Below are 24730 nucleotides of genomic sequence, written 5' to 3'. Positions count from 1 at the left end.
GTGGCCTCCCGGCCCGATCACTAATCTCGAATCCAGACGCCGTGCTAGGAGCGCGGGAATCCAGTCAGGAGACCGCAGTGACCACAACTGCCATCCGCGGCCGCACGAAGGCGGTCCGGCTCGAGTCCGTGTCGAAGACCTATGGCAAGGGCAACAGCCAGGTCGCCGCGTTGCGCGGTCTGAGCCTCGACTTCGGCGACGGCACCTTCACCGCCGTGATGGGACCCTCCGGTTCCGGCAAGAGCACCTTCCTGCACTGCGCGGCGGGGCTCGTGACGCCGACCTCGGGCCGGGTGACCGTCGGCGGCATCGACCTGTCCGGTCTGGACAGCACCCAGCTCACCGAGCTGCGGCGCGACCGGATCGGCTTCATCTTCCAGTCCTTCAACCTGATGCCCGCGCTGACGGTGATGGAGAACATCACCCTGCCGCTGCAGCTGGCGGGCAAGCGCGCGGACAAGGCGCTCATCAGCGAGGTCGTCCACCGCGTCGGTCTGGCCGACCGGCTCAAGCACCGGCCGTCGGAGCTCTCCGGCGGTCAGCAGCAGCGCGTCGCCATCGCGCGGGCGCTGGTGACCCGGCCCGCCGTGGTGTTCGCCGACGAGCCGACCGGCGCCCTCGACACCCGCACCGCCTCCTCGGTGCTCGCCCTGCTGCGCCAGTCGGTCAACCAGGCCGGCCAGACGCTCGTCATGGTCACCCACGACCCGGTCGCCGCGTCCTACGCGGACCGCGTGGTGTTCCTGGCCGACGGCGCCATCGCGGGTGAGCTGGTGTCGCCGACGGCCGACGCGGTCGCGGCGCGGATGACCCGGCTCGGCGCCTGGCAGGACGACACGGCGGCCGCGCCCATGAGGGGTGGGTTCTGATGTTCCGGCTGGCACTGAGCACGCTCAAGTTCCGCAGGGCGAGCTTCGTCGCGACGTTCCTCGCGATGTTCCTCGGCGCCGCGATCGTGATCGCCTGCGGCGCGCTGATGGAGACCGGCATCCGGATGTCCGCCGAGCCCCAGCGGCTCGGCGGTGCGCCGATCGTCGTCACCGGGCAGCAGTCCGGCGACGCGGGGGCGCTCACCGAGCGCCGCCACCTCGATCCGAAGCTGGCCGCCACCGTGGCGTCGGTGCCCGGTGTCGAAGGCGTGGTTCCCGACGTCTCGGTCCAGTCGGCCGTGCTGCGCGACGGCAAGGCCGTGGGCGGCACCTCCTACGGCCACGGCTGGGGGAGTGCGGGCCTGACGCCCTACTCCCTCTCCGACGGCAAGGCGCCCGCCGGTCGTGACGACGTCGTGCTCGACTCCGGCCTGGCAGCGGCCGCGGGGGTCAAGCCGGGTGCGTCGGTGCGGGTCGCCGTCCGCGGCGTCACCCAGACCTTCCGCGTCACCGGTGTCGCCGGGCAGAACGGCGACGCGAACCCCGCGGGCGCACTGTTCTTCACCGACGACACCGCACGCCGGCTCGCGGGCGGCAGCATCGACTCCGTGGCCGTCGTGCTCGCTCCAGGCGCCGACGTGACCGCGGTCGCCGCCGCGATCAGCGCCAAGGTCGGCACCGGCGCCGAAGTCCTCACCGGGGACACCCGCGGGCTCGCCGAGCTGCCGGGCACGCTCGCGAGCCGGGAGACGATCGTCATCCTCGCCGCGGTCTTCGGCACGGCGGTCGTGCTCATCGTGATGTTCGGTGTCGCCTCGACGTTCGGGCTGTCCCTGCAGCAGCGGGTGCGCGAGATGGCACTGCTGCGCGGCGTCGGCGCCACGCCGGGGCAGCTGCGGCGGATGATCGGGTCCGAGACGGCCGTGCTGTCGGTGCTGGCCGCGCTCCTGGCGCTCTTCCCCGGGTACTGGCTCGGCAACGCGCTCTTCGCCGTGCTGTCCTCGAGCGGCGTGGTGTCCTCCTCGGTGGTCTACCACGCGGGCTGGGCGCCCATGGCCGTCGGCGCGCTGGTCACCGTCCTGGCCGCGGCGCTCGCGACCCGCTTCGCCGGGCGGAAGTCCGCGCGCACCGAACCGGTGGTGGCCGCAGCGGAGAGCGCGTCGGAAGCCAAGTGGTTCAGCAAGTGGCGGCTGATCTTCGCGTTGTTCTTCCTCGCCAACGGCATCGGGCTCGCCGTGGCCACCGCGACGCTGATGGAGAACGGTCCCACGCTGGCCAGCACGGCGGGACCCGCCTCGGTGCTGTTCTGCATCGGCATCGCGCTGCTCGCCCCCGGCATCACCAAGGCGCTGATCGCCGTGCTGTGGTGGCCGGTCCGGCTGCTCAGCGGGCTGTCGGGCAGGCTCGCGGTGCGGAACGCGATGACCTCGTCGGTGCGGACGGCCGGTGCCATCGCGCCGATCATCCTGCTCGTCGGCATCGCCACGGGCACGCTGTACATGCAGGCCACCGAGGACACCGTGTCGCAGGCCTCGTACGACCGGAACGTGCTCGCGGACCACCTGCTCGTCTCCTCCTCCGGCGGCTTCGCCCCCGAGGTGCTCGACCGGGTGCGGACCACACCGGGTGTGGCGGCGGCCACGGACTTCGTCACCAGCACGGGCTACCTGGGGGGCGGCGGCGACTCGGTCGAGCTGCGCGGTGTCTCCGCGGACGGCGTGGCGCGGAACCTCGACCTGCCGCTGGTCGCGGGTTCGCTGGACAGGCTGACCGGTGACGCGGTGGCGCTGTCGGACAAGACCGCGGAGAAGCAGGGCGTCAAGGTCGGCGACCGGCTGCCGCTGCAGCTCGGCGACGGCACCGGCGTCCGGCCCACCGTGGTCGCCCTGTACGCCGACAACCCCGACCAGAACTACCTGACGCTGCCCGCGGACACCCTCGCGCGGCACACCACCGAAGGCGTGGTCAGCCAGATCCTGGTTCGCTCCAACGAGGGCCAGGTGGGCGCGGTGCGCGACCGGCTTTCGACCCTCGCCGCCGGCGTGCCCGGCACCGAGCTGGTCGACAGCTCCGCGCTGGCCGCTCGCAACAACCAGATCCAGCAGATCCTCGCCTCGGCCAACTACACGATCGTCGCGATGATCGTGAGCTACGCGGCGATCACCGTGCTCAACACGCTGATCGCGGTGACCCGCAAGCGGAAGGCCGAGTTCGGGCTGCAGCAGCTGGTCGGCGCGACCAAGCGGCAGGTGCTCGGGATGCTGACGGCCGAGGGCGTGCTGGTCGGTGTGGTGGCGATCCTGCTCGGCACGATCGCGTCGGCCACCACGATCGTGCCCTACAGCCTGGTGAAGACCGGCGACTGGCTGCCGTCCGGCTCCATCGGCATCTACCTGGCGATCGTCGCCGGCTCGCTGCTGCTGGTGTTCGGCGCGACGCTGACGTCCTCCTGGCGGGGCATGCGCTCGCCGGCGGTGGAGGCGGTCAAGGAAGGATGACCGCGACCACCGGTCACGGATCGCCCCCGTTCCAGAACTGGGGCGATCCGCCTGCCGCACTCGGGGAATGGGATCATGTTCGGGTGCACACGATCGCGGCCTCCTGGCGCCCCTGGCTCCGCCGTGCCGTCCTGCACACCGCGATCGGTGCGGCCGCCGGAGCCGGCGCGCTGCTCTCGATCGTCCTGTTCATCTCGACGACGTACTTCACCATCCTGTGCCTGATCGGCATCGGCTTCGTCGTGCTGCCGCACCTGACCGCGGCCGTGCGGTGGTTGTGCGACCTCAACCGCCGCGCGGCCACCCGGCTCGGAGTGCCGGTCGAGCGCCCGTACCGGCCGCAGCCGGAGCAGGTGGAGCGCGACATCGTCGGCTGGACGCGCCGCTGCAAGTGGATCCTCGCCGACCCGGCGACCTGGCGCGACCTGCTGTGGCTGCTGCTGAACTGCGTGGCCGGCCTCGTGGCCGTGCTGCCCGCGGCGCTGCTCTACTACGTCGGTCACGGGCTCGTGCTCGCGAGCGGCCTCTGGATTCCCTTGGCCGAGGACGGTTCTCCGACCTGGTACGCCTTCTTCCAGGTCGGCAGCTGGGGCTCCGCGGCGGCCGTGGCGGGCCTCGCGGTCGTGGGGTTCGTGGTGTGGCTGACGCTGTCGCCGTGGATCGTCACGGGCTATGCGCACTTCGTCCGCTTGCTGCTCGGCCCCACCGAGCGGAGCCGGCTCGCCTCCCGCGTGCGGCACCTCGCCGAGACGCGTTCCGGCGCGCTGGACACCCAGGCGGCGGAGCTGCGGCGGATCGAGCGCGATCTGCACGACGGCGTGCAGGCCCGGCTGGTGAGCCTCGGCCTGCAGCTCGGCGTGGCCGACCGCCACGTCGGCAACAACGACGCCGAGAAAGCGCGGCAGGTGCTGCGCGAGGCCCGTGCGTCGTCCGTGCAGGCGCTGCGGGAGCTCCGCGACCTGGTGCGCGGTATCCACCCCCCGGTGCTCGCCGAACGTGGCCTCGCCGACGCCGTGCGCGCGCTCGGGCTGGCCAGTCCGCTGGCCGTCGAGGTGACGTTCGACCTGCCGGGGAAGCTGCCCGACCCGGTGGAGTCGGCGGTGTACTTCTCGATCTCGGAGCTGCTGGCGAACGTGCTCAAGCACTCCGATGCGCGCCACGTGGACATCATCGGCGGGTACGACGAGGGCACGTTCCACGTCACGGTCACCGATGACGGCCGTGGCGGCGCGGTCCTCACCGAGGAGGGCGGACTCGGTGGGATCCGGCGCAGACTTGCCGCGTTCGACGGAAGTTTCGACCTGGACAGCCCGCCCGGCGGTCCCACGAGAACAAAGATGGAGGTGCCGTGCGCGTTGTTCTCGCCGAGGACCTCTTCCTCCTGAGACAAGGCATTGTTCAACTGCTGGAGGTGCACGGGTGCACGGTGCTGGAGGCGGTCGACAACGGCGCCGACTTCGTGACCGCCGTCGCCCGGCACCGGCCGGACGTGGCGATCGTGGACGTGCGCCTGCCCCCCACCTTCACCACCGAGGGCCTGCAAGCCGCGCTGCGGGTGCGGCGTGAACACTCCGGGCTGCCGATCCTCGTGCTGTCGCAGCACGTGGAGCAGATGTACGCACGGGAGCTGCTCAGCGACGGCAAGGGAGGGATCGGCTATCTGCTCAAGGACAGTGTCCTCGACGACGTGCAGTTCATCGACGCGGTGCGCAGGGTCGCCGGCGGCGGAACCGCCATGGACCCCACAGTGGTGGCACAGCTGATGGTCAGCCACTCCAAGGACGAACCGCTGGCCGCGCTCACCGCCCGCGAGCGCGAGATCCTCGAGCTGATGGCGGAGGGCCGTTCGAACACCTCGATCGCCCAGCACCTCGCGGTCACCGAAGGCGCCGTGGCGAAGCACATCTCCAGCATCTTCACGAAGCTGGTGCTCCCGGCGACCGGGGACACCAATCGCCGGGTGCTCGCGGTGCTGGCCTACCTCAACACCTGAGCTCGTTCAGCCGAGCAGCCGCCGCTTGATCATGCCGATCACCGCGGTGGCGTGCTCGTCGAGGAAGAAGTGCCCGCCGGGGTACACGTGGAAGTCGAACTCCCCGCTCGTGTGCCGATCCCACGCGCGCGCCTCGTCCACGGTCACCTTGGAGTCGGCGTCTCCGACCAGGCTGACGACGGGTGCCCGCAGAGGTTCTCCCGGCTCGTACCGGTAGGTCTCCGCCGCCTCGTAGTCGGCGCGCAGCGCGGGCAGCACCATCCGCATGATCTCCTCGTCGCCGAAGAGCCGTGCGTCGGTGCCGCTGAGCGCGCGCACATCGGCCAGCAGCTGCTCGTCGTCCTCCTGGTGGACGCGCTCGTCGCGGAAGCACGAGGGCGCCCGCCTGCCCGAGACGAACAACGCCACCGGAACCGTGCCCGCTCGCTCCAGCCTGCGCGCGACCTCGAAGCCGAGCGTCGCGCCCATGCTGTGCCCGAACAACGCCAGCGGGCGGTCCGTCCAGCCGCTCAACTGCTCGGTGACGAGCTCGGCGAGCTCGTCGATGGTGCGCACGAACGGCTCGGTACGCCGGTCCTGGCGGCCGGGGTACTGGACCGCCAGGACGTCCACCGAGGGATCCAGCGCCGCTGCCACGGGCAGGAAGTAGGTCGCCGAACCTCCGGCGTGCGGAAGGCAGACCAGGCGCACGGGGGCGCTGTCCCGCGGCCGGAACCGCCGCAACCAAGCATTTGAGGTGATAGCTGAGCTCATGCCACGAATCTCGCAACGTGTCTCGGCAGGGGCTACCCCTGGCACCCCCTGCCGAGTGCACGCTTCAGTCCGCGGGCTGAAGCCGGTGACTTCTCCAATCGCCCGTCGACATCGGCGATGACCAAGCGACCGTCCACGGCTTGTGGACCGCTCCCCACCACCGCGAAACGGGTGTGGGGTTGCCGGGCTGATGTTCCAGCGCCGGCAACCGCACCACGCGTCAGCTGAGCGTGACCGCCGTGTCGTCGATGACGAACGAGGTCTGCTGGGAGGCGTCTTCAGTGCCGTTGAACTTCACCGACACGGTCTGACCCGCGAACGAGGACAGGTTGAACGTCTTCAGCACGTAGCCGGAGGCCGCGTTGGCGTTCGAGAACGTGCCGAGGGTGGTGCTCCCGGCCGTGACCGTCAGCTTGTCGTACACGGTGCTGCCGGTCTCGTTGGTGTCGATGTGCAGGTAGAACGTGAGGGTCGCCTTGCAGCCGGCCGGGATCGTCACCGACTGGGTCAGCGAGTCGGTGTGCGACGAGCCGTAGCCGTTCAGCCACGACGACCAGGTGCCGGACCGCGCGGGCTCACCGTTGCTGCCGTGCTGGCCGATGACACCGGAGGTCGCCGTCCAGGAGGTGTTGCCGGACTCGAAGCCAGGGTTGGCGAGCTTCTGGCCGGAGCAGTTGCCGCCGCCCGTGCCGACGGTCCAGCTGAACGACGCGGTGCCGCTCTTGTTCGCGCTGTCCGTGGCGGTCACCGTGACGTTCGACGTGGCCGCGGTGGTCGGCGTGCCGGAGATGGTGCCGGTGCTGGAGTTGATGGACAGGCCGGCGGGCAGGCCGGTGGCCGACCACGTGTACGGCGCGGTGCCGCCGCTCGCCGACAGCGGCAGGCTCACCGCGGTGCCGACGGTGCTGGACTGGTTGCCGGGGTTGCTGATGGTGACCGTGCCGGTCGCGCTGCACGTCGGGTCGGCCGTCTGCGCGGGCACGCTGATCGCGTCCCAGGCGGCCTTGACGGTGTTGAACTCCGCGCAGCTGCCGGGGTAGAGGTTCTTCGCCGCGGTCAGCGTCCACGTGCGGTACCTGGGGTACGAGCTGCCGGAGGTCTTGAGCAGCATGGCGTTGTAGAAGATCTTGACGGCCTTCTCGACGCCGAGACCCGTGATCGAGGTGTTGTTGCACGTCGAGCTGGTCGGCTGGCCGTTGGTCGGGTTCGTGCCCTGCGACAGCAGGTAGAACCAGTGGTTGCCGGGCCCGGCCGCCGCGTGCACCTCGGTGTTCGGGATCGAGCTGCTGTAGCAGTTCGCGTGGCCGATGGCGCTCGGGTTGTACATGTTGCGGATCGGGCCGCTGCCGACGAGGTTGATCGTCTCGCCGACCAGGAAGTCAGGCGTGTCGTAGGGCGACGGCTCGTTGGCGAACCACTCGGTGGTGGCGCCGAAGACGTCCGCGACGAACTCCTGCGTGCCCGCACCGGAGATGCCACCCGGCGTGTGGTCGTCGATGCCGTGACCGAGCTCGTGCGCCACGACGTCGAGCGAGCCGATCCACTGCCCGTTGGTGTTCTTGCCGATCTGGACCTGGCTGCCGTCGTAGTAGGCGTTCTGGTCGTTCAGGCCGACGCGCATCGGCCAGCCACCGCCGTTGCCGTCGAAACCGTTGCGGCCCAGCCACTGCGTGAGCATCTTCGACTCGGTCTGCGCTGCGAACAGCACGTCGGTGCAGCCGGTCTCGCGGTTGGTCGCGTTGCCGTTGCCCCACGAGTCGGAGGACTTCGTGAACGTGGTGTTGTTCGCCGCGTCCTGGCAGCTGACGTTGGTGAGGTTCGGGTCCTTCAGGGAGTACGTCGACCCGGACTGCGTGGTGGCGAGGGGGACGGAGGGACCGTTCCACCCGCTGTTGCCGGTGCCGTGCAGGACGTGCTCCTGCGTGTGCAGCACCTGGCCGGTCGTCGCGTCCACGACCACGTCGAGCTTGCTCGGGCCCTCGGAGCCCCGGCCGGTGACCGAGACCTTCCAAGCGAGCTTCGGCGTGGAGTCGAGCGCGTAGACGACCTGCTCGGGCGCGCCGACACCATCCACAGTGGACAGGGCGGTCCGCGCGGTCTTCTCGGCCTGCGCCTTGGTGACGGACGGCGTCGTGTTCGCCAGGTCGATCGTGGAGCTCTGGCCGACCGAGGTGTGCAGCACCTGCCCGGTCGAGTTGGTGACGACGACGAAGTCACCGCCGACCACCGGCATGCCCTTGTAAGTCCGGTCGTAGGGGACGTACTTGAGGCCGTTGGTGGACGAGATGACGTTGTGCCGCACGAACTGGTCGCTCGCGCTGGCGTGCAGCTGGCTGGGCCGGCTGTCGACGAGGCTCGCGGCCGCGTCCACCGCCAGCGCCTCAGCGGTCTGGCCCGGTTGGGGCTGCGGGGCCGCGTGCGCACCTGTCTGGGTGAGCACGGCGACGGCCAGTGATCCGGCCGCGGCCAGCACAAAACTACGTCTCGCTTGCATCGTTCTCCTCGTTGCAGGGCGAACGGCCCGGCTCTGCGGTTGCAGGGAGAGCCGGATGTTCGTCGAGGTGAATGTGTTTACGGAGCACGGCAAGGATCTGTTGAGAACCGACCGTTAACAAGGACTAACTTATTCACACCCACTTGTTTGTGCGCATTTGCAGGGCTTGCTGCCGAACATTCCTTTGTCGTCGTGCTTGTTCGGTTTGCCCCAGCTTGTGCCGCATGTCGGGCGTGCGTGTCCGCTGTTTTTGCCGGTCGGCGCAGATCGTCCTGAGGGCGAGGGGCCGCAGGTTCAAATCCTGGCGTCCGACGGTCTGAGCCAGCCCGCTGGTTCCTTTTTTGGCCCACGTCGAGCGAGATCGTCCGCGAATGGGCGATTTTGCTTCGTCAGGTCGGCAACGACCGCAGGTTGGAGTCGACCGCGATGATCACCCGGTCCAGCGTCTGCTGGGCGGGGGAGTTCGGCGGGTGCTCCTGCCTGGACCTGTGGGCCGCCTTCCGGATCGAGATCAGCTCGCTCCGGACGTTCTGGAGCTCGTAGCGGCTCGTGATGCTCTGATGTTCATAGCGCGACATCAGGTCGTTGAACCGGGACACGCAGGTGATGAACCTCTTGAGCCGGGCCACTTCGGCGAGCTCGCTGTCGATCCTGGCCGTCAGTTTGTCGCGCTGGGCGGTCAGCTCGGGGTCGAAGGCCATCTTCGGCGCGATCCGCGCGGCTGCGGACAGGTGTCGTTCGGCGATCGTCAGCGTGCGCGGGTTGATCGTCCTGAGTGCCTTGTCGGCCGCGAGGGCCTCGGCGGTGGCGTGCAGGTAGGCGATGGTGCCGTAGCGCCCGTCGATGGCCTCGGCGCGTTCGCAGTGTTCGCCGGCGGCCTCGAAGTCGCCGCGCTCGAAGGCCTTCATCACCTCGGTGAACTCCTCGGTCAGCAGCCGCCCGAGCACCTCCTGGAGGCTGTCCGCGTCCAGCGGCACGACGTTCGCGCGGCGTGCGCGGCGCCAGCCGATGATCGGCACCTTCTTCGCGTACCGCTCGTGCGCGTAGGACCACAGCCACTCGTGCATGGGCTCGCTGTGCAGTGCGTCGCCGCAGACTTCGAGGTGTTCGATGGCGGCCTTGGGCTGACCGGCCCGCAACGACCGGCAGGCGCGGTCCACCTGGGGTTTGCACAGCCTGGACAGGATCACCCGGTGCAGCTCGGCGAACATCTCGCTGTCCGGTGCGGTGGCCAGCGCCGCCTCGACCACCTCGCGTGCCTGTGCGGGCCGGTCGGCGATGAGCAGCACCGAACCGTGGACGTAGTGCAGTCCGAGCACGTCCGGGTGCTTGGCCCGTCGCTGCCCGGTGTACTCGACCGCCTCCGGCGTGCGGCCCTCGCGCAGGAGCTCGTCCGCGCGGACGGTGACGTGTTTGGTCAGCCTGAGCCGGCAGCCGTCCCGCAGGCGCAGCAGGACGGTCACCTCGTCGGCGTCGGTGGCGTGCTGCCGTGCCGTCGCCAGCAGGTCGAGCGCGCTGTCGAACGCTTCGAGCGCGTCGTGGCAGCGGGCACCGAGCAGGAGTGCGGCCACGTTGGCGGGCGCGATCCGCAACGCCGCCTGGACGTGCTCCCACGCCTCGCCGGCACGGCCGGCCCGCAGCGCGCGGTCCGCGTTGGTCAGCAGGGCGCGCAGCCTCAGGTCGGCCTGGTGCTCCTCGAGCTTTGCCAGGTCGTCGCGCAACCGGTCGTCGTCCGCGTCGATCCACAGGCCGTCGCCGGCCGGCTCGAACCGGTCGCCGATCTCACCGAGACGGGTCTTCCGGCCGATCTCGGGCTCCGGTGCGAACGCGCCTCGGCGGCCGAGATCGAGTGGCTCGAACGCTTCGGCCGTCTTCCTGACGAAGGTCAGGTCCGAGTCCTCGCCTGGCTGGAAGGCGAGACCGGCGTCTTCACCGTGGTCCACGCCGTTGTCATCCACGTCGCTTCGCCTTGCCTTCCTTGCGGTTCTTCGCCACCGCGGTCACGAGCGCCGTCTCCGCGGGGTGGTCCAGCTCGGCGATCGCGAGGATCGAGCGGCGCAGCTCGATCCGCCGCATCGAGTCGCCCATGGCCTCGTCGGTGAACTCCAGCTCCGGCTCCGGCAGCTCGTCCAGGCAGTCGGCGGGGGAGATGTGCTTTCTCGCCATCAGGTCACCTCTCGTCGTCGCCGAGCAGCCAGTCCCCGATGAGCACCAGCAGGTCCGCTTCCTTCGCCTCCACGGAATGCGCCTGCTCCGCCAGCACCCGGCTGTCGTCCTCCAGGTTGTGCACCAGCTGCTGGGCAGCGGTCAGGTTCTCGTTGCCGCTCTGGGCGCTCATCAGCTGGCTCACCCGTTCCCGCAGCAGCTCGGTGCGGCTGTTCATCTCGTCCACCGTCGGCGCCACGGTGCGCGCCTTGGCCAGTTCCGGCCGGCGGTCCAGCGAACGCACCTTGCTGAACCGCGACAACCGTTCGAGCAGGCTGACCCGGACCTCGTGGCGGACCGACGGGTCCTCGATGAACTGGTCGAGCACCTGCAGGTACCGGTCGGCCGCGTCCCTGCGGGCCTGGCCCCGGCGGGCCTCCTCGTTGAGGATGCGCACGACCTCCGGTTCCCGCACGCCCAGTCGCTGGGCGTGCCGCAGCAGGGCGACCCCGTCGTCGCGTTCCCGCGCCGTCGTCGCCAGGTAGCACTTGAGCAGACCGGCGACCAGGTACGGGTCACCGAGCTCCGGGTCGTACTCGCGGGCGCACGCCAGCCGGCCGAGCACCTCGGTCAGCCGCTTGGCGTCCCCCTCGCGCGTGCGTTTGCCCGCCGCCCAGAGGCGCAGCACGGCAGCGGCGCGCAGCAGGTGGACGGCGCGCAACGTGATGTCGCGTTCGGTGATCTCGGCCGCCCTGCCCTGGCGGGCGACCAGTGCGGCCAGTCGCTCCGTGACGCTCTCGTCGTCGGGAACGCAACTCCACTCCCGCTCGGTCTCCGCGTCCGGGTCGAGGTGCTTCGCCGCGCTCTCCAGCAACTCGTCCACTTGGCCCGTCGACGCCACCGTGTGCTCCAGCCACGCCGCCAGCGCCAGGCCGATCTTCGCCGAGGCCAGCATCGACTCCCGCCGGTCGGGGTCCGCGTCCGCTGCCGCCCGCGCCAGGTCCTCGAACTGGCCGCGAGCCACGACCAGGTCCCGGTCGAACAACGCCTGCGCGCCCAGCACGGCGTGCTGGTTGCGCAGGTCGGCAGGCACCCGGTCGGCGAAGTCGCCGAGCCTCTCCACCTTCTGGAACAACATGGCCGCGGCGTCGACCCGGCCGTCGCGCAACGCCGCCAGCGCACGGTGGAACTCCACGATGCCGTAGAGCCGGCGCGCCCGCGGTTCGCCCATCCCGCCCGCCGCCTCGATCGCCTCCAGCAACGGCTCCGCGCCGTCGTGATCTTGGCGTTGCACCCGCAGGTAGGCCAGCAGGTACGCGACGTCGACGTCACGGGGGTTCTCCCGGTGCAGCGCGGCCAGCCGGTACTCCGCCTCCTCCGGAAGGCCGGCCTTGACCAGTGCGAAGGCGGCGAAGAACCCGGCCTCGGCCCGGTGCTTCTCCGGCAGCCGGTGTTCGAGCCGTTCGAGCGCGGGCAACGCCTTCACGTGGTCGCCGCGCTTGACCATGCCCACCGCGTCGCGGTACTCGCGGACCTGGCGGCGCGGCGCGACCAGCCTGCGGTAGCCGACCAGGACACCGATCAGCAGCAGGACGACGGCGAGAACCGCGAGCAGTGTCGTCCAGAACCCCGATGACGATTCGGACGACGACGACCCGGATGACGACGCGGCCGGTTGGCCGGTGGTGGCCGACGAAGGCGCGGCCGAACCGTTCGTCGTCGGCTGTCCACTGGGGACAGCGGGCTGGGTCGTGCCGGCCGCGGGAGCACCGGGCACGACGACCTCGGCCGTCACGACCCCTGACCCCGTGTCGATCCTGGCCTGGTGGCGGCCGGGCGGCAGCACGGTGCCGCTGGGCAGGACGATCACGGGGTCCTGTGGAGCGCCGTGGGCCGGTGCCGCGACCAGCACGGCCACGACCGCGATGATCAGGACAACAGCCGGGCGAACCGCTCGTACCACTGCTGTGCCTCCCCTGACGTGAGCAGCTGTGTGTCGACCATGCGCTCGATGCGCCGCCGTGCCTCGGCCCCGGTCCGCCTGGCGTTCTGGACATCGTCCAGTTCGAGCCAGCAGCGGCAGTACGCCACCAGCGCGTCGAGGTCACCCGGGTCACGGGCGAGCACGGTGAAGAGCTCCCGTGCGGCCGCGCCCGGATCGCCGAGCAGCAGGTGCACCTCGGCGGCCCGCTGGTGCAGCGCGGAGTCGTCGTCCTCGGGGTTCGTCTGCTTGAGCAGGGCGATGTCGTCCAGGAGCACCTCGCCCAGCGCGCGATCCGCCGGTCGTGCCGCGAACACCCGCCACGCGGCCTCGTACCGGCGGCGGCGCAGGTCGAACCGGTACGGCGCGGACCGGACCACCCCGTTCAGGTGGCGCAGGGCCGTCTCGTCGTCACCGCGGCCGGCGGCGATCTCCGCCCCGAGCAGGCCCGCGCGGACGTGCGCGGCTCCGCCGTCCTCCCGCACCCACCGCAGGACGTCCAGCGCGAGCAGCGGATCGGTGTCGCGGAGCCGGGTCGCGATCGACACCGGATCCGCCAGCGCCGCCAGCGCCGACCGCAGCTCCTCCGCGTCCGCGGGCCGGGCGCTCGGCACGGCGTGGCGGTAGTGCTCGACCGCGCGGAACAGGTCCTCGCCCTCCTGAACGGCGGCCAGCGCGCTCGGTATCCGCGTCCGGGACCGCAGCGCGGGCCACAGCATGCCGCGCGCCTGTGCCTCGACCTGGTCCTCGGCGGCGACGGACGACGGCACGTCGTCGTCGCACAAAGCCTGCGCCACCACCGTGCCGAGGGCGTAGCAGTCCACCGCCCGGTGGTCCGGCCGCAGCCCGCGCACGATCTCCGGGGCCAGCGCCGCGACCGCCGGGGTGTCCACTCCGAACAGGTCGCACGGCGTGGCCGGGGTGATCTCCGGGCAGGGCAACAACCACGGCAGCCAGCGGTCGTCCTCCGCCACCACCACGATGTCGTGCAGGCTCAGCCCGAGCGGGTGCACCGGGCTGCGCTGCCAGCGGGAGAACAGCGAGCAGACCCGTTCCAGCAGCACCACCCGGTCCTGCCAGTCCGCGAGCCCGGCCAGCCGCTCGGCCAGCGTCAGCCAGGCGTCACCGGTGGCGTACTCGAGGTAGTAGCAGCCGTCGGGGGTCCAGTCGTGCCCGATGATCGCGACCATCCCGGCCGGCTGCCGCCTGGCGAGCGCGGCGACGGCCTGCCGGAAGACGCCGTCGGCGAACCGCGGCTCGACGATGCGCACGATCCGGTCGTCCGGCTGCCGCCTGCTCGCGCGCCACAGGGTGCCGCGGCCGGTGCTGCCGACCGCGGCCACCATCTCGACCCCCGGTGGTCCCTGCACGGTTACCTGTACCGGTAGAAGACGTCGCTGAGCTGGTCGCCGAGGTCCTCCAGCTCAGCGGAGCCGTTGCGCACGGCGATCACGAACGCCAGGTACGCCGACGTGAGCTCCGCCCGCCGCGCCTCCGGCAGCTGCGGGATCAGCTTGTACGACCGCCTCACCACGCTCTTGAACTCGGCCGGGGTGTCGTCCGGCGGCGGGGGCAGCGCCGCGGCGTCGCTCTGGTCCCCTGGTGCCCCAGGGGGTTTCGGCAGCCCGTCCGGCACGACCTCGGTGCCACCGGGCGGTTCCGGCAGCCCGGCGCCCTGATGACCGGCCATCGCTTCCTTCAGGTGCGCCGCGCTCTTCTCGATCTGCTCGCGGGTGGCCCGCACGTCGCACTGCAGCTTGGTTTCCCACAACCGGTTGTCGTTCAGGTTCCGCACGCCGACGGCCAGCAGCCCGCTCTCGTCGATCGAGAACGTCACGGCGAACCTGTAGTAGCCCTGTTCCCGCGACTCGGGCAGTTCGATGGGCAGCTTGCCGATCAGGTCGTTCTCGTAGGCGACCGGGTTCTCGCCCTGGAAGATGCGGACCATCAGCAGCTTGCCGGGACCGGAGTTGGTGAAGTGGTCCTTCGTCTCGCTGCCGGGAATCCGGCTGTCCTTGGGCAGGATCGGCACGAAGTCCGTCTTGTTCGCCAGGATGCCCAGGGTGTGGCTGGTGACGTCCTGCAGGACGATCATCCCGCCCTCCGGCGAGGCCCCGCCGATCACCAGGCCGTTCTCGTCCTCCACCGGGGCCATCTCGATGTCGGCGCCCTCGTAACCGTCGGCGGCGGGGTAGTCCCGCGCGACCATGCCCGCGCCGCGGGCGACCACCTCGTCAGGGCTGATGTCGGATCGGATGTCCTTGAGCTCCAGGCCCAGGTGCTCGGCGAGCATCCCGCGGATGCACGCGATCCTGGTGGACCCGCCGACCAGCAGCACCTGCTCGATCTCGTCGCGCTCGATGCCGTTGCTCTCCCGCGCCGACTCGATCGCCTCGTCGAGGCAGGTGAGCGAGCGGTCGAGCAGGTCCTTGATCAGCGACTCGAACACGGTCCTGGTCAGCGGCACGTTCACCGACAGGTCCTTGGTGAGGAACGGCAGGTTGAGCGTCGCGGCGTTGGCGACCGACAGCTCGCGCTTGCGCATCTCCGCCTCCCGCTTCACCCGCTGCCAGATCGCGCGGTCGCCGGAGAGGTCGGTGCCGTGCTTCTCCTTGATGTGGTTGAGCACGTAGCCGGTGATGAGGTCGTCGAAGTCGCCGCCGCCCAGCCGGGGGTCGCCGCCGGTGCCGACGACGCTGATGTTGCCGGGGCTGACCTGGATGATCGACACGTCGAACGTGCCGCCGCCGAGGTCGTACACCGCGTAGGTGTGGGTCTGGTCGTCCTCGATCTTGTCCGCGCCGAAGCACACCGCGGCGGAGGTCGGCTCGTTCACCAGCCGGCGCACGTTCAGCCTGGCCATCCTGGCCGCGTCCTCGGTCGCGCCGCGCTGGGGTTCGCGGAAGTACGCGGGCACCGTGATCACGGCGTCGTGGATCGGCTCGCCGACGAACTCCTCGGCCTGCCGCTTGAGCTCCATCAGGATGAACGCGGAGATCTCCTGCGGCAGGTAGTCCCTGCCGCGGAACCGGACCCGCTTGGGCTCGCCGGAGTCCTCCGGCCCGGTCGGCTCCCTGAGGTACGCGCCCATGTCGCGCTTGACCTCGATGACGGTGTTCTCCGGGTCGCTGGCCAGGTTGTTCTGCGCGGGCGCCCCGACGATCACCTGACCCTCCGGGTCGAGCCCCACGACGCTCGGCACCGTCTTCGTGCCGAGCGCGCTCTCGATGACGACGGTGTCCTTGCCGTCGTAGATGGACACCGCGGAGTAGGTGGTGCCCAGGTCGATCCCGATGACCTTGTGGAATGGCATGACTCTCCTATGCCTCTGCGGTGTCGGTGTCCGTGGTCGTGCCGGTTTCCGGCTCGGTACCGGCGGCGGGACGGTCGGCCTGCACCTCCACCGCGACGGGCGTGAGCAGGCGTTGATCGAGCAGGTAGCCGTCTTCGAGCACGCGCACGACGGTGCGGGGCGGGGCGTCCGGGAACGGCGACTCGTCCGGCGCCACCAGGCTGACGCAGCGGTGCCGGTTGGGGTTGAACGCCTCCTCGCCGAGCGAGACGGCGATGCGCTCCGCACCCATCCGGCTCAGCACCCCGTGCAGCGTGATCACGAGACTGCGCACGTGCCCGGACACGGCCTCGGGGTCGGTGAAGTCGGCCTTGTCCAGCATGGCCTCCATCGCGCCCAGCGGGCCGATCAGCTCGACGCACAGGTCCTTGAGGGTGCGGTAGGCGAGGCCGGCCGCAAGGTCCCGGCGCAGCTCGCCGAGCTCCCGCCGCACGTCGGCGCCCAGCGCGCGCTGGGCGTGGCCGAGCTGGTTCATCGACGTCGTGACGGCGGTGTTGTCGTCGACGACCTCCTCCAGCAACGCCCCGATCCGGTCCAGCCGCTCGACAGCGGGGTCGGTGCCGGCCGGCGGGTCAGCGGTGTGGTCCGTCGTGAGCTCTGGGGCCGTCGTGGGTTCCGGGTCGGTCTTGAGCTCCGGTTCGGTCGTGCGGTCGGTGTCCGGCGCCGTGTCCATCAGCACTGTCCGATCAGGTCGTCGAGGAGGGTGTTCGGGGTCACGTCGGCCGCGAAGTCGCTGCGGTCCACATCGGACAGCGGACGGAGCTCGACTCCGGCCGCTCGCAGATGAGCGCTGATCACCCGGTGCAGCACGTCGATCCGGTCCGCCTGGCTGGTGAACACCGGCGCGGCCGCGGAGCGGATCGTGAAGAACCGCAGGTGCTCGTGCCCCCTGTCGTACTGCTGCCGCTTCGCCGGACGGACCAGCACGTCCGCGACACCGTTGATCTGCTGCTGCCGTTCGGTGAGCTCGTCCTTGCGCCCCGGTTCGCGGCGCACCCGTTCCCGCAGCTCGCGGATCAACCGGTCCCTGGCCTGCCGGATCTCTTCTGCGGAGGCGTCCGGTGACACCCCCAGCCGCGAGTAGTGGGAGTCACCCCCGAGGTCGATCATGAACATCGTCATCTCCCAGCGTCTTCCGGCTCGCCTGCCAGCCGGGCCGCCATCTCCCGCAGCCTGGCGAGGGCCTTGTCCAGTGACGCGCGTTCCGCGTCGAGCCCCGCCTGCTCCGCGATCCGCAGCCCTTCGGTCACCTTGTCGACGGCCACGCGCACGGCCGTCAGCGCCGACTTCCTCGTCTTGTCGCCGGTGTCGCGCACGTACTCGGCGATCGCGGCACTGGCCGCCTCCTGGGCGGGCTCCACCAGCTGCCGGAGCGACGCGCGGACCGGCGCGGCCGCCGCCACCGGCTCCAGCGCCACGAGCCGCTCGGTGAAGTCGGCCCGTTGCCCCGCGCTCAGCGCCAGCTCGATGCCCTCGCTCAGCAGGGCGATCGCCTCGTTCGTCTCCGCCACGCGGCCCGTCGCCGACAGCTGCTTCACCAGCTCCCGCCGCAGCTGCCCGCAGCGCGGGAACCGTTCCAGCTCCCGCCGGGCCGCCGCGATCGCCGCCTCCCGGCTCGGCAGGCTCCGCGGGATGCCCTCCATGCCGATGAGGTCGACCAGGGCGACCAGCTCGTCGACCGTCGCCTGCCGGTTGTCGTCCTCGTCCTGCGGTGGCGGGAGCTCCAGTGCTGCCACCGCGGCCGCGTACGCGTCGTCATGCCGGTTCACGGCGCGCAGCGCCAGGCACCGCATCAACCGCAGCGTCAGGTCGTGCGGCACCACCTCGACGCAACCGTCCAAGAGGGACAACCGATCGGCCGACTCCTCGTCGGTGCGCGGCTTCGGGGTGTCCCAGTAGGTCGCCAGCGCGACGAGGTCCTGTTCGAACATCCGGACGAGGTCGAAGTCGTCGGCGATCGCACCGATCGCGACGCAGATCGGCCGCAGCGCCCGCCAGGGCAGCACCAGCTGCCGGCGTGCCAGCTCGTAGCCCATCCGGAGCTGCGCACCGGACGGTCTCCTGTGCAGCTCCTTCATCATCTCCCGCAGGATCAGCCCGCGGCGCAACGCCAGCTCGGCCAGCGACCGTGCCTCCTGGCGCTCCGGCTCGTAGTAGGCGTCCCTGGTCTCGCCGATCGACAGGCGGGCGCGCCGGGCCTGCCCGGCGGCCAGGGTCGCGAAAACGCCGACACCGGCCCAGTCCCGCCCGCTCAAGGCCAGCCGCAGGTGCTTGACGAACGCCTCCTCGGCCGCCACGTGGTCCTCCTGGCCGGCGTCGGCGGGAACCCCGAGCAGGTGGGCCGGTGACCGGAAACCGAGGCGTGCGTTGACGTAGTGGAGGTCCCACTGGTGCAGCCATTCGGTCAGCGCGTCCGGATCGGCCATCCACGCCGTGATCTCCTCGGCACTCGGTGTGTCCCTGAGTCCGGTGCGCTCGCAGTGCCGCTGGTGGGCCTGCTGGGTCAGGGCGGAGTGCAACGACCGGCGCTCCTCCAGCAGCAGCTGGACGTCGCCGGCGCCGGCCGCGTGCAGGTAGAGCAGCTCGCTCGCCCGGTCCCAGGCCGGGCCGTAGTCCTGTTCCGACTTCGTCTTGGCGGCCAGCAACGCGAGGTTGAGCGCCACCGGGACGCGGAACCTGTCGATCGAGCCTGCCTCCTGCCACAACAACCTGGCCTCGTCGAACCGTTCGGCCGCCCACGCCTTGCGCGCGTGCCCGTCCAGCACGGCCAGCCTCAGCTCGTCGAAGCCGTCGGAGTCCCGAAGCGCCCGCGGGTAGGTGTCCAGCAGTGCGAGCGCCTCGACGGCAGAGCTGTGGTGGTCCGGTCCGTACCGGTCCAGATGCAGGCAGCACACCAGTTCCAGTGGCAGCGTGCCGTTCTCGACGTGCTCGGCCGCCGTCGTGACGAACGCCGCCGGACCGCCCGCCTCGGCGAGGTCCAGTGCCGCGGCGAGCATCCTGACCGCCGGGTGGTCCGAGTGCCCGGCCATGACGGGCTTGGCGAACTCCCGGACCGAACGCGGTTTCTGGCCGTTCGCCAGCAGCAACGCGCACGCGGTGGCGTACTCGCCGACCTCACCGGCTTCGCCCACGCGCAGCAGTCCCGCCTGCAGGAGGGCGGAAAGCTGGCTCGCCTGCGTCTTGCCACGGGTGATCTGCTCGTGCAGCGCGACCCGCCAGGCGGCCGGCGCGCCCTGCACGCCGCGGTTGGGGGTGGGACGGCGGGACTTCCGGTCACCGCCGGGGGTGCCCTGGTCCTCCAGCCACGAGTCCACCTCGGCGACGGCGGCCTTCAGGTCCTGCGGGCTGCCGCTGTTCAGGCCCGCGAGCACCCGGTCGCCGAGCTCACGGGTGTGCTTCCCGATGTCCAGCAGTGCCAGCGCGAGCAGCAGGTGCGCCCGGCGGCTGTTCGGTGCCAGGCGGATGGCGTGGCGGTACTCGGGCACTGCGGCCACCGCGCCGCCGGACCTGTGCAACAACCGACCGAGGTGCAGGAACAGCTTGGGGCAGAACGGGTCCTGCTCGATGGCGGCGCGCAGCCGGTCGATCGCCTCCGCCGGTTCGGTGTCCTCCGCGACGGCCAGTCGGAACTCGGCCTCTGCCAGCGCGATCCGCACGGCCGGTGTGGCGTCGCGGGCGCGCAGCGCCTCGATCGCCGCCAGCAGCGATGTCCTCGTGTTGCCGCCGGTGGCCGTGACCGTCACGTGAAGTCCTCGTACAGCTCGACGACACCGGGCCGGCAGACGGCGAGCAACCGGCCGTTCGCCGAGATGGTGGCGGTGGTCGCGTTGGGCCACAGTGCCTGCGGCTCCCCGTCGCGCCAGTAGGCGTACCCACCGTCCGGATCGGACACGATGAACCGGCCGGGCACCCCGCAGGTGCCGATCAGCGCGTGGCCCGCGGGGAAGACGTGGTCGCGCACCTGCCGGTCCGCCGCGTCGACCAGCCACGTCTCGGTTCCGGCCGCCGTCTCGACCAGCAGCGTGCACTGGCCGGCAGCCGAACCGGGCAACAGCCCGCGCGCACCGGGGCGCGGTTCGCCCACGCCGATCGAGCCGTCCAGCCGCAGACTCGTCAGCGCCTCACCGGTGAGCAGGACCAGCCGGGTGCCCGCGTAGGCGAGATCGGTCACGAAGCCGACCGCCGGCATGTTGGCGACGCGGCGGTTGTCGGAGTAGATGGCGAGCCCGCCGGACAGGTCGGCGACGGCGAACCGGTCACGGGCGTCGGCCGCCGCGATGCGGTGCACCCCGGCCTTGACCTCGAGCAGCTCGTGGCGCCGGCCGTCCGGCGCGAACAGCCACAGGTGCTGCTTCCACGACCCCGCGACCAGGTTGTCACCGACGAAGCACAGGTCGCCGACCGCGCCGTCCATCCGCGCGGTGACCACGGGAGCCCCGTCGGCGAAGCAGCGCACCGCTCCGTCCCAGCCGCCGACGGCCAGCCGCCCGTCCGGTCCGCGGGCCACCCGGCGCACCACGACCGCACAGCTGTCCCGCCAGACCGTGTGCTCGCCCTCCCGGACGACCAGGGTGTCGGTGCCGCGTTCCCACACCACCAGCCGGCCGTCGCCGAGGGGCCAGGCCGCCCGGCTCTCGATCCGGCACGTCTCCACCAGCTGCGTGGCCCGGCCGTCCCGCCGCGGGGCCGTTCGCGTCGAGCCGCGGAAACGCCGGTACACCGAACCGAGGCTGTCCTCGGACGGCAGGTCGCGGCACGCGTCGCGGAGGATCCGGCAGGCCCGCACCGCGGTCGTGCAGGACGCCAGCCGCTCGGCGAGCGGACCGTCCACCAGTGCGGCGAGCGCGCTCAGGTCCTCGGCCCTGGTCGTGGTCCTCGGCCGGCCCGGACACAGCGCCACGGTGCCCAGCGCACCGACGACCACGTTGGCGAGCACGACATCACCGTGCACGACCGGCGGATCCGCCTCGTGCAGTCCGCGCAGCACCTCCGCGACGCCCAGCGCCAGCTCGCAGGCGGCGCGGGGTGGCAGCTCCCGCACGTGCTCGACCAGGTTCGCGGCCCAGACACCGTCGATCGCGGGCATCGCGAGGTAGTGCAGCCGGCGACCGGCGATCACGAGGTCGCCGCCGTCGTCGGGCGCCAGGACGCCGCCCCGCCGCCCGTTCGCGAACCGGGCGACGTGCTGGCGGAAGGCGCGTTCGTCGGCCGGTGGCGGTTCGACGAGGACGACCGTCATCGGCTTGTCGCGGCTCGTGTCGTGCGCGCCGTAGAGCGGTCCGAGCGTGGTGCGCCCCAGCGCGGGGCCGCGCAGCAGGTAGTCGGTGCCGGGCAACCGCCGGGTTCCGTCCTCACCGGCGGGCAGGACGTCCCAGGCCGCCACCTGTTCGTCCGGCCGGTGCCAGTCGGGGAACACCCACTGCGTCAGCATCGCCAGTGTCTTGAGCGGGGACTCGATCGTCTCCGCCGTCACGGCCGGCCCGTCGACGTAGCCGGGTACGACCTGCCGTCCGTAGCCCTCCATGGTCGCCAGCGCGTCCCGGATCTCGGCCGGCAGGCTCCGCCGCATCATCAGCCGGTCGGTGATCCAGCCGAACTCCGCGTGCCCTGGAATTTCGCCGACTTCCTGGCGGTACAAATACTGGCACAGTTCACGATAGGCCCGGTACGCCTCGAACAACGCTCGTTCCGGTTGGTCGACGTGACCGAACGGGGTGGCACATATTTGGCCGAGCGCGTCTTTCCCCGGACTCGTCGGCTCCACCCTCCGGCGAATTCGTCTGGTGACGAGCAGGTACTGCTGGTCGTAGTCGTGGCGCCGGTTGGTCAGGTCGCAGATGGTCAGCTGGCTCAGGTACGACGGCACCTTCATCGTCAACGGCCGGAAGATCGCCGGAATCGTTCGCACCTCCCGCGCGCCGGGATCTCGCGCGAGGCTGATGTGCAGCTCAGCCTTGGTCCAGTCGCGTCCGAGGTAGGCGTCGGACAGGCAGACGATCATGTGTGCCGACTGCGCGATCCCGTCCGCCAGCTGTTCCATGACGGGAACGCCGCCCGCCATCTGCTCGTAGTCGATCCAGACCTGGAACCCATCCCTTTTGAGAGCCGTGACAAAAGGTTTGACCAAGTCCTCGTCGGCGATCGCGTAACTGATGAACACGTCGAAAACGGGGGACAGGTCGTCCCGGTCAGCCAACTCGAAATCCTCCGTCCGCGACCTTGTCGGTCACCCCCCAGATTCCGGCAGGTTATCAGCGCGGGGCGCGGCGTCAGTGGCCAAAAAGAGGACAAATAGAGGCCAGAACGCGCAGTCGAAACCCGTGTTCGGCCTTGCCGGACAACCGGGACACCGACGCGTGTGCACGCTCTCGGCAGTTTCGGTGCGGCGAGAAGCGTTCGCGATCTTCGCCGCGGCCCGCTGGCTCACTCGAACGGCGCATCTCCACCGGCAAAGGCTCACTGCGGGCGTCGAGACCGCGCAGATCATGCACCGAAAGGGTGAGGGGAACGGCTCCAGCTGATCTCTTTAGTGTGAAGCAGCGCCCCTATATAGAGTACAAGAAACCCAGGTCACGGTACTGTCCCGCCATGTTCTGGCGACGGCGGCGTCACGCCGGTCGCGTGCTGCGGGCCCTGACAGCACGACCCGACCTCGAGCTCGACACGGCAGCACTTGCGGAGGCGGCTGCCCTCAGTCCGGCGCGGTTGTACCCCGTCCTGGTGCGCCTGCGCCGGCTGAACCAGGTCGCCACCCGCTGGGCCGCGACCCCCGGGCGCTCGGGGCGCCAGCTGCACCGGGCAACGGTCTACGGGCGGTGGGTCTCCGCCGAACACCGTCCGCGGTTCGTCCCCTCGTGGCCCGCCGATGGGAAGACCGCCGAGTGAACACCGTCTGGCTGCCGATCGCTGATGGCGGCTATGACAGAGCGGCTGCGCTCTACGCGGTGCTGATCGAAGGCGGCGACCACACGTCGCAGGTTCCCGCCGGCGCCGGCGCTGTGGCCGGCGTGGTCGCCGTGCTCTACGCGGTGCGCTACTGCCTTGTCGTCCGGTCGCTGTCGGTGCAGCCGCGTGAGGTGGCCTGGCTCCTCCTGATCGCACCGCTGCTGCCGCTCGGCGAGGCCCGCGCGTGGATCGCGGACTTCGAAGGACAGCTCGCTGATCTCCCGCCGCGGCAACGTGATGCGGTGCGTTCGCACATCGGGATGTCGTTCCTGGTGTTGCTGCGCGCGACATGGGCGGCATGGGTGGCGAAGAAGCTCGACGTCCTGCGCGAGCTGTCCAGCTGGCTCACCGCCGTGTGGATGTTGCCCCGCATCGGCCGGGTGAACGCGCTGCTGCGCTCCAGGATGCCGGTCTGGCCGAAGCACGAGGAGCAGCTCCACCAGCTCCAGAGGCAGCTGAGGAAGCTCCGGCTGTGGGGGTGGTTGCTGGCGCGCGGCGTGAGCGAGCGGCACCACCCGAAGATCGTCACCAACGCCGCGTGGCTGGCGAGGAGCTGCACCGGTCTGCTCGCGGAGCAGGAGCGGCCTGACCGGGCTCGCCCGCAGGACCGCCTGCCGTCCCCGCTGGAGGTCGCCTACCTGCTGGAGATCAACCACACGACGCTGGTGATCACGCAGCTCGTCGAGCGGCTGGCAACGTCACGGCGTGGCTGGAAGCGTGAGGTGGGCGGGGCGGCCTAGGGCCTGTGTCGAGGTCCCGTTCGATGAGAGTCGCGCCTGAGGTGGTTCCTGGCGGTGCGGGCGGACAGCCCGCATACCGGTGTTCTATGTGGGCTGTCCGCCCGTGCCCCCGGGGGCCGCCTCAGGCCCGGCTGTCGCGAACACGGACTTCGACACAGGCCCTAGCTCAGGCCGTTCGCGAGGCGTCCCTGCTGGAAGGACTGCGCGAAACCCTTCGTGGCCGCGGTGCGGAGCGCTTCACGGGCTTTCTCGGCGCCGTCCTCGGTGAGCTTGAAGTAGCGCCGCCGCGGCCGTTCTTCTTCGTGCGGGTCGACGTCCTCCCAGCGATCGGTGATCCAGCCTGCCGTGAGCAGGCGAACCAGGATCGGGTAGGTCGTGCCGGGCATCAGGTGGGTGCGGTCGGCGATCTCCAGGCCGTACAGCTCGGCGGTCGGATCAGCCAGAAGAGCGTGCAAAACGGCCTGCGTCTGGACGGTCATCCGCAGTGCTCCCACAACGAGGCACCCTATATCGAGTTGTGGAGCCGCCGCAGGGCCATGTGCGTGGAAACACCCTTACGTGCACTCGGACGGCGCGATCGGGCCATCAGACGTAGACGTCCATTCCCAGCGCGTCGTTGAGTGGTCACGCCGACCAGTACACGATCGGGTGGTTGAGGCGCCGACCCTATATAGAGATCATTATAGGGGTGTAGGTTCTGCCCATGACGCAGCTGCGGCGAGTCCGCACCGCCATCGCCGACCTGGCCGACAGGTCCATGCCCGCGTGCCCCCGTTCGTCCCGCGCGTTGTCCCGCTCAAGGCTTACCGCACACCCCTGACAATTGTGAGCGCCTTGCTGCGGCGGGCGCGCTGCGCATGCCCTGATCTGTTCTCCCCGGTCGGCTTTCACGTGAGGTACTTCGTTCAATGTCCCCGCAGCACCGTCCTCGGCGCACGCCTGTCCAGCGGGCCGGCCGCC

Annotated in this window: 18 protein-coding genes; 6 read left to right on the top strand and 12 right to left on the bottom strand. The window is 70.7% G+C overall.

What is annotated here, in order from left to right:
- Positions 1 to 77: 77 nt before the first annotated feature.
- The 4 genes from ACZ7CD_RS17945 (at position 78) to ACZ7CD_RS17930 (ending at position 5360) form a co-directional block, all read left to right on the top strand.
- Positions 78 to 869, top strand: a complete 792-nt coding sequence (locus ACZ7CD_RS17945) for an ABC transporter ATP-binding protein (RefSeq protein WP_360398813.1) — start codon at positions 78 to 80, stop codon at positions 867 to 869.
- Complete coding sequence (locus ACZ7CD_RS17940) at positions 869 to 3367, top strand: ABC transporter permease (protein ID WP_470379274.1); 2499 nt, start codon at positions 869 to 871, stop codon at positions 3365 to 3367. The genes ACZ7CD_RS17945 and ACZ7CD_RS17940 overlap by 1 nt, the downstream gene beginning before the upstream one ends.
- Positions 3368 to 3450: 83 nt before the next feature.
- Positions 3451 to 4752 (top strand): sensor histidine kinase, encoded by a 1302-nt coding sequence (locus tag ACZ7CD_RS17935; RefSeq protein ID WP_470379273.1) that lies wholly within the window; start codon positions 3451 to 3453, stop codon positions 4750 to 4752.
- Complete coding sequence (locus ACZ7CD_RS17930) at positions 4716 to 5360, top strand: response regulator transcription factor (protein ID WP_360398804.1); 645 nt, start codon at positions 4716 to 4718, stop codon at positions 5358 to 5360. The genes ACZ7CD_RS17935 and ACZ7CD_RS17930 overlap by 37 nt, the downstream gene beginning before the upstream one ends.
- Positions 5361 to 5366: 6 nt before the next feature.
- On the opposite strand, the gene ACZ7CD_RS17925 is transcribed toward ACZ7CD_RS17930, so the two are convergent.
- The 11 genes from ACZ7CD_RS17925 to ACZ7CD_RS17875 form a co-directional block, all read right to left on the bottom strand.
- Positions 5367 to 6113: a thioesterase II family protein gene (locus ACZ7CD_RS17925; protein WP_360398801.1), complete on the bottom strand. Its 747-nt coding sequence runs from the start codon at positions 6111 to 6113 to the stop codon at positions 5367 to 5369.
- A 220-nt stretch (positions 6114 to 6333) separates the two neighbouring features.
- Positions 6334 to 8607 carry a M4 family metallopeptidase gene (locus tag ACZ7CD_RS17920; protein WP_470379272.1) on the bottom strand — a complete coding sequence of 758 codons (2274 nt, stop codon included), beginning with the start codon at positions 8605 to 8607 and terminating at the stop codon, positions 6334 to 6336.
- A gap of 389 nt (positions 8608 to 8996) precedes the next feature.
- Complete coding sequence (locus ACZ7CD_RS17915) at positions 8997 to 10550, bottom strand: tetratricopeptide repeat protein (RefSeq protein ID WP_470379271.1); 1554 nt, start codon at positions 10548 to 10550, stop codon at positions 8997 to 8999.
- Between the two features lie 7 nt (positions 10551 to 10557).
- On the bottom strand, positions 10558 to 10773 hold the full coding sequence (locus ACZ7CD_RS17910; RefSeq protein WP_360398793.1) for a hypothetical protein: 216 nt from the start codon (positions 10771 to 10773) through the stop codon (positions 10558 to 10560).
- Between the two features lie 4 nt (positions 10774 to 10777).
- Positions 10778 to 12670, bottom strand: coding sequence for a tetratricopeptide repeat protein (locus ACZ7CD_RS17905; RefSeq protein WP_470379270.1), 1893 nt, complete (start codon positions 12668 to 12670; stop codon positions 10778 to 10780).
- A gap of 11 nt (positions 12671 to 12681) precedes the next feature.
- Positions 12682 to 14103 carry a serine/threonine-protein kinase gene (locus ACZ7CD_RS17900; RefSeq protein ID WP_470373200.1) on the bottom strand — a complete coding sequence of 474 codons (1422 nt, stop codon included), beginning with the start codon at positions 14101 to 14103 and terminating at the stop codon, positions 12682 to 12684.
- A gap of 2 nt (positions 14104 to 14105) precedes the next feature.
- Positions 14106 to 16046 (bottom strand): Hsp70 family protein, encoded by a 1941-nt coding sequence (locus tag ACZ7CD_RS17895; protein ID WP_360398784.1) that lies wholly within the window; start codon positions 16044 to 16046, stop codon positions 14106 to 14108.
- Between the two features lie 7 nt (positions 16047 to 16053).
- Positions 16054 to 16758 carry a nucleotide exchange factor GrpE gene (locus ACZ7CD_RS17890; protein WP_470379269.1) on the bottom strand — a complete coding sequence of 235 codons (705 nt, stop codon included), beginning with the start codon at positions 16756 to 16758 and terminating at the stop codon, positions 16054 to 16056.
- Positions 16758 to 17201: a J domain-containing protein gene (locus ACZ7CD_RS17885; protein ID WP_470373203.1), complete on the bottom strand. Its 444-nt coding sequence runs from the start codon at positions 17199 to 17201 to the stop codon at positions 16758 to 16760. Before ACZ7CD_RS17885 ends, ACZ7CD_RS17890 begins: the two co-directional genes overlap by 1 nt.
- A 2-nt stretch (positions 17202 to 17203) precedes the next feature.
- Positions 17204 to 19828, bottom strand: a complete 2625-nt coding sequence (locus tag ACZ7CD_RS17880) for a hypothetical protein (RefSeq protein ID WP_470379268.1) — start codon at positions 19826 to 19828, stop codon at positions 17204 to 17206.
- Positions 19825 to 22281, bottom strand: a complete 2457-nt coding sequence (locus tag ACZ7CD_RS17875; RefSeq protein WP_470379267.1) for a TIR domain-containing protein — start codon at positions 22279 to 22281, stop codon at positions 19825 to 19827. Before ACZ7CD_RS17875 ends, ACZ7CD_RS17880 begins: the two co-directional genes overlap by 4 nt.
- A gap of 392 nt (positions 22282 to 22673) precedes the next feature.
- Between ACZ7CD_RS17875 and ACZ7CD_RS17870 the strand changes: the two genes are divergently transcribed.
- Together ACZ7CD_RS17870 and ACZ7CD_RS17865 are read left to right on the top strand one after the other, a co-directional pair.
- The gene (locus ACZ7CD_RS17870; protein WP_360402174.1) at positions 22674 to 22970 is read left to right on the top strand and encodes a hypothetical protein; all 297 of its coding nucleotides are present in this window, start codon (positions 22674 to 22676) and stop codon (positions 22968 to 22970) included.
- Positions 22967 to 23770 (top strand): hypothetical protein, encoded by an 804-nt coding sequence (locus ACZ7CD_RS17865; RefSeq protein ID WP_458433519.1) that lies wholly within the window; start codon positions 22967 to 22969, stop codon positions 23768 to 23770. The genes ACZ7CD_RS17870 and ACZ7CD_RS17865 overlap by 4 nt, the downstream gene beginning before the upstream one ends.
- Before the next feature lie 161 nt (positions 23771 to 23931).
- Here ACZ7CD_RS17865 and ACZ7CD_RS17860 read toward each other — a convergent pair whose 3' ends face one another.
- On the bottom strand, positions 23932 to 24249 hold the full coding sequence (locus tag ACZ7CD_RS17860) for a PadR family transcriptional regulator (RefSeq protein ID WP_360402150.1): 318 nt from the start codon (positions 24247 to 24249) through the stop codon (positions 23932 to 23934).
- Positions 24250 to 24730 lie beyond the last annotated feature (481 nt).

The sequence above is a fragment of the Lentzea sp. NPDC036949 genome, from assembly GCF_055608075.1.
Note: the sequence above shows the minus strand (reverse complement) of the source record. Positions and strands in the feature narration are given on the sequence as shown.

Bases quoted from the DNA above. Each gene is read 5' to 3' on its own strand.
- ACZ7CD_RS17890 (WP_470379269.1), bottom strand. From the start codon at position 16,758: ATGGACACGGCGCCGGACACCGACCGCACGACCGAACCGGAGCTCAAG.
- ACZ7CD_RS17925 (WP_360398801.1), bottom strand. From the start codon at position 6,113: ATGAGCTCAGCTATCACCTCAAATGCTTGGTTGCGGCGGTTCCGGCCG.
- ACZ7CD_RS17910 (WP_360398793.1), bottom strand. From the start codon at position 10,773: ATGGCGAGAAAGCACATCTCCCCCGCCGACTGCCTGGACGAGCTGCCG.
- ACZ7CD_RS17920 (WP_470379272.1), bottom strand. From the start codon at position 8,607: ATGCAAGCGAGACGTAGTTTTGTGCTGGCCGCGGCCGGATCACTGGCC.
- ACZ7CD_RS17885 (WP_470373203.1), bottom strand. From the start codon at position 17,201: ATGTTCATGATCGACCTCGGGGGTGACTCCCACTACTCGCGGCTGGGG.
- ACZ7CD_RS17860 (WP_360402150.1), bottom strand. From the start codon at position 24,249: ATGACCGTCCAGACGCAGGCCGTTTTGCACGCTCTTCTGGCTGATCCG.
- ACZ7CD_RS17940 (WP_470379274.1), top strand. From the start codon at position 869: ATGTTCCGGCTGGCACTGAGCACGCTCAAGTTCCGCAGGGCGAGCTTC.
- ACZ7CD_RS17870 (WP_360402174.1), top strand. From the start codon at position 22,674: ATGTTCTGGCGACGGCGGCGTCACGCCGGTCGCGTGCTGCGGGCCCTG.
- ACZ7CD_RS17895 (WP_360398784.1), bottom strand. From the start codon at position 16,046: ATGCCATTCCACAAGGTCATCGGGATCGACCTGGGCACCACCTACTCC.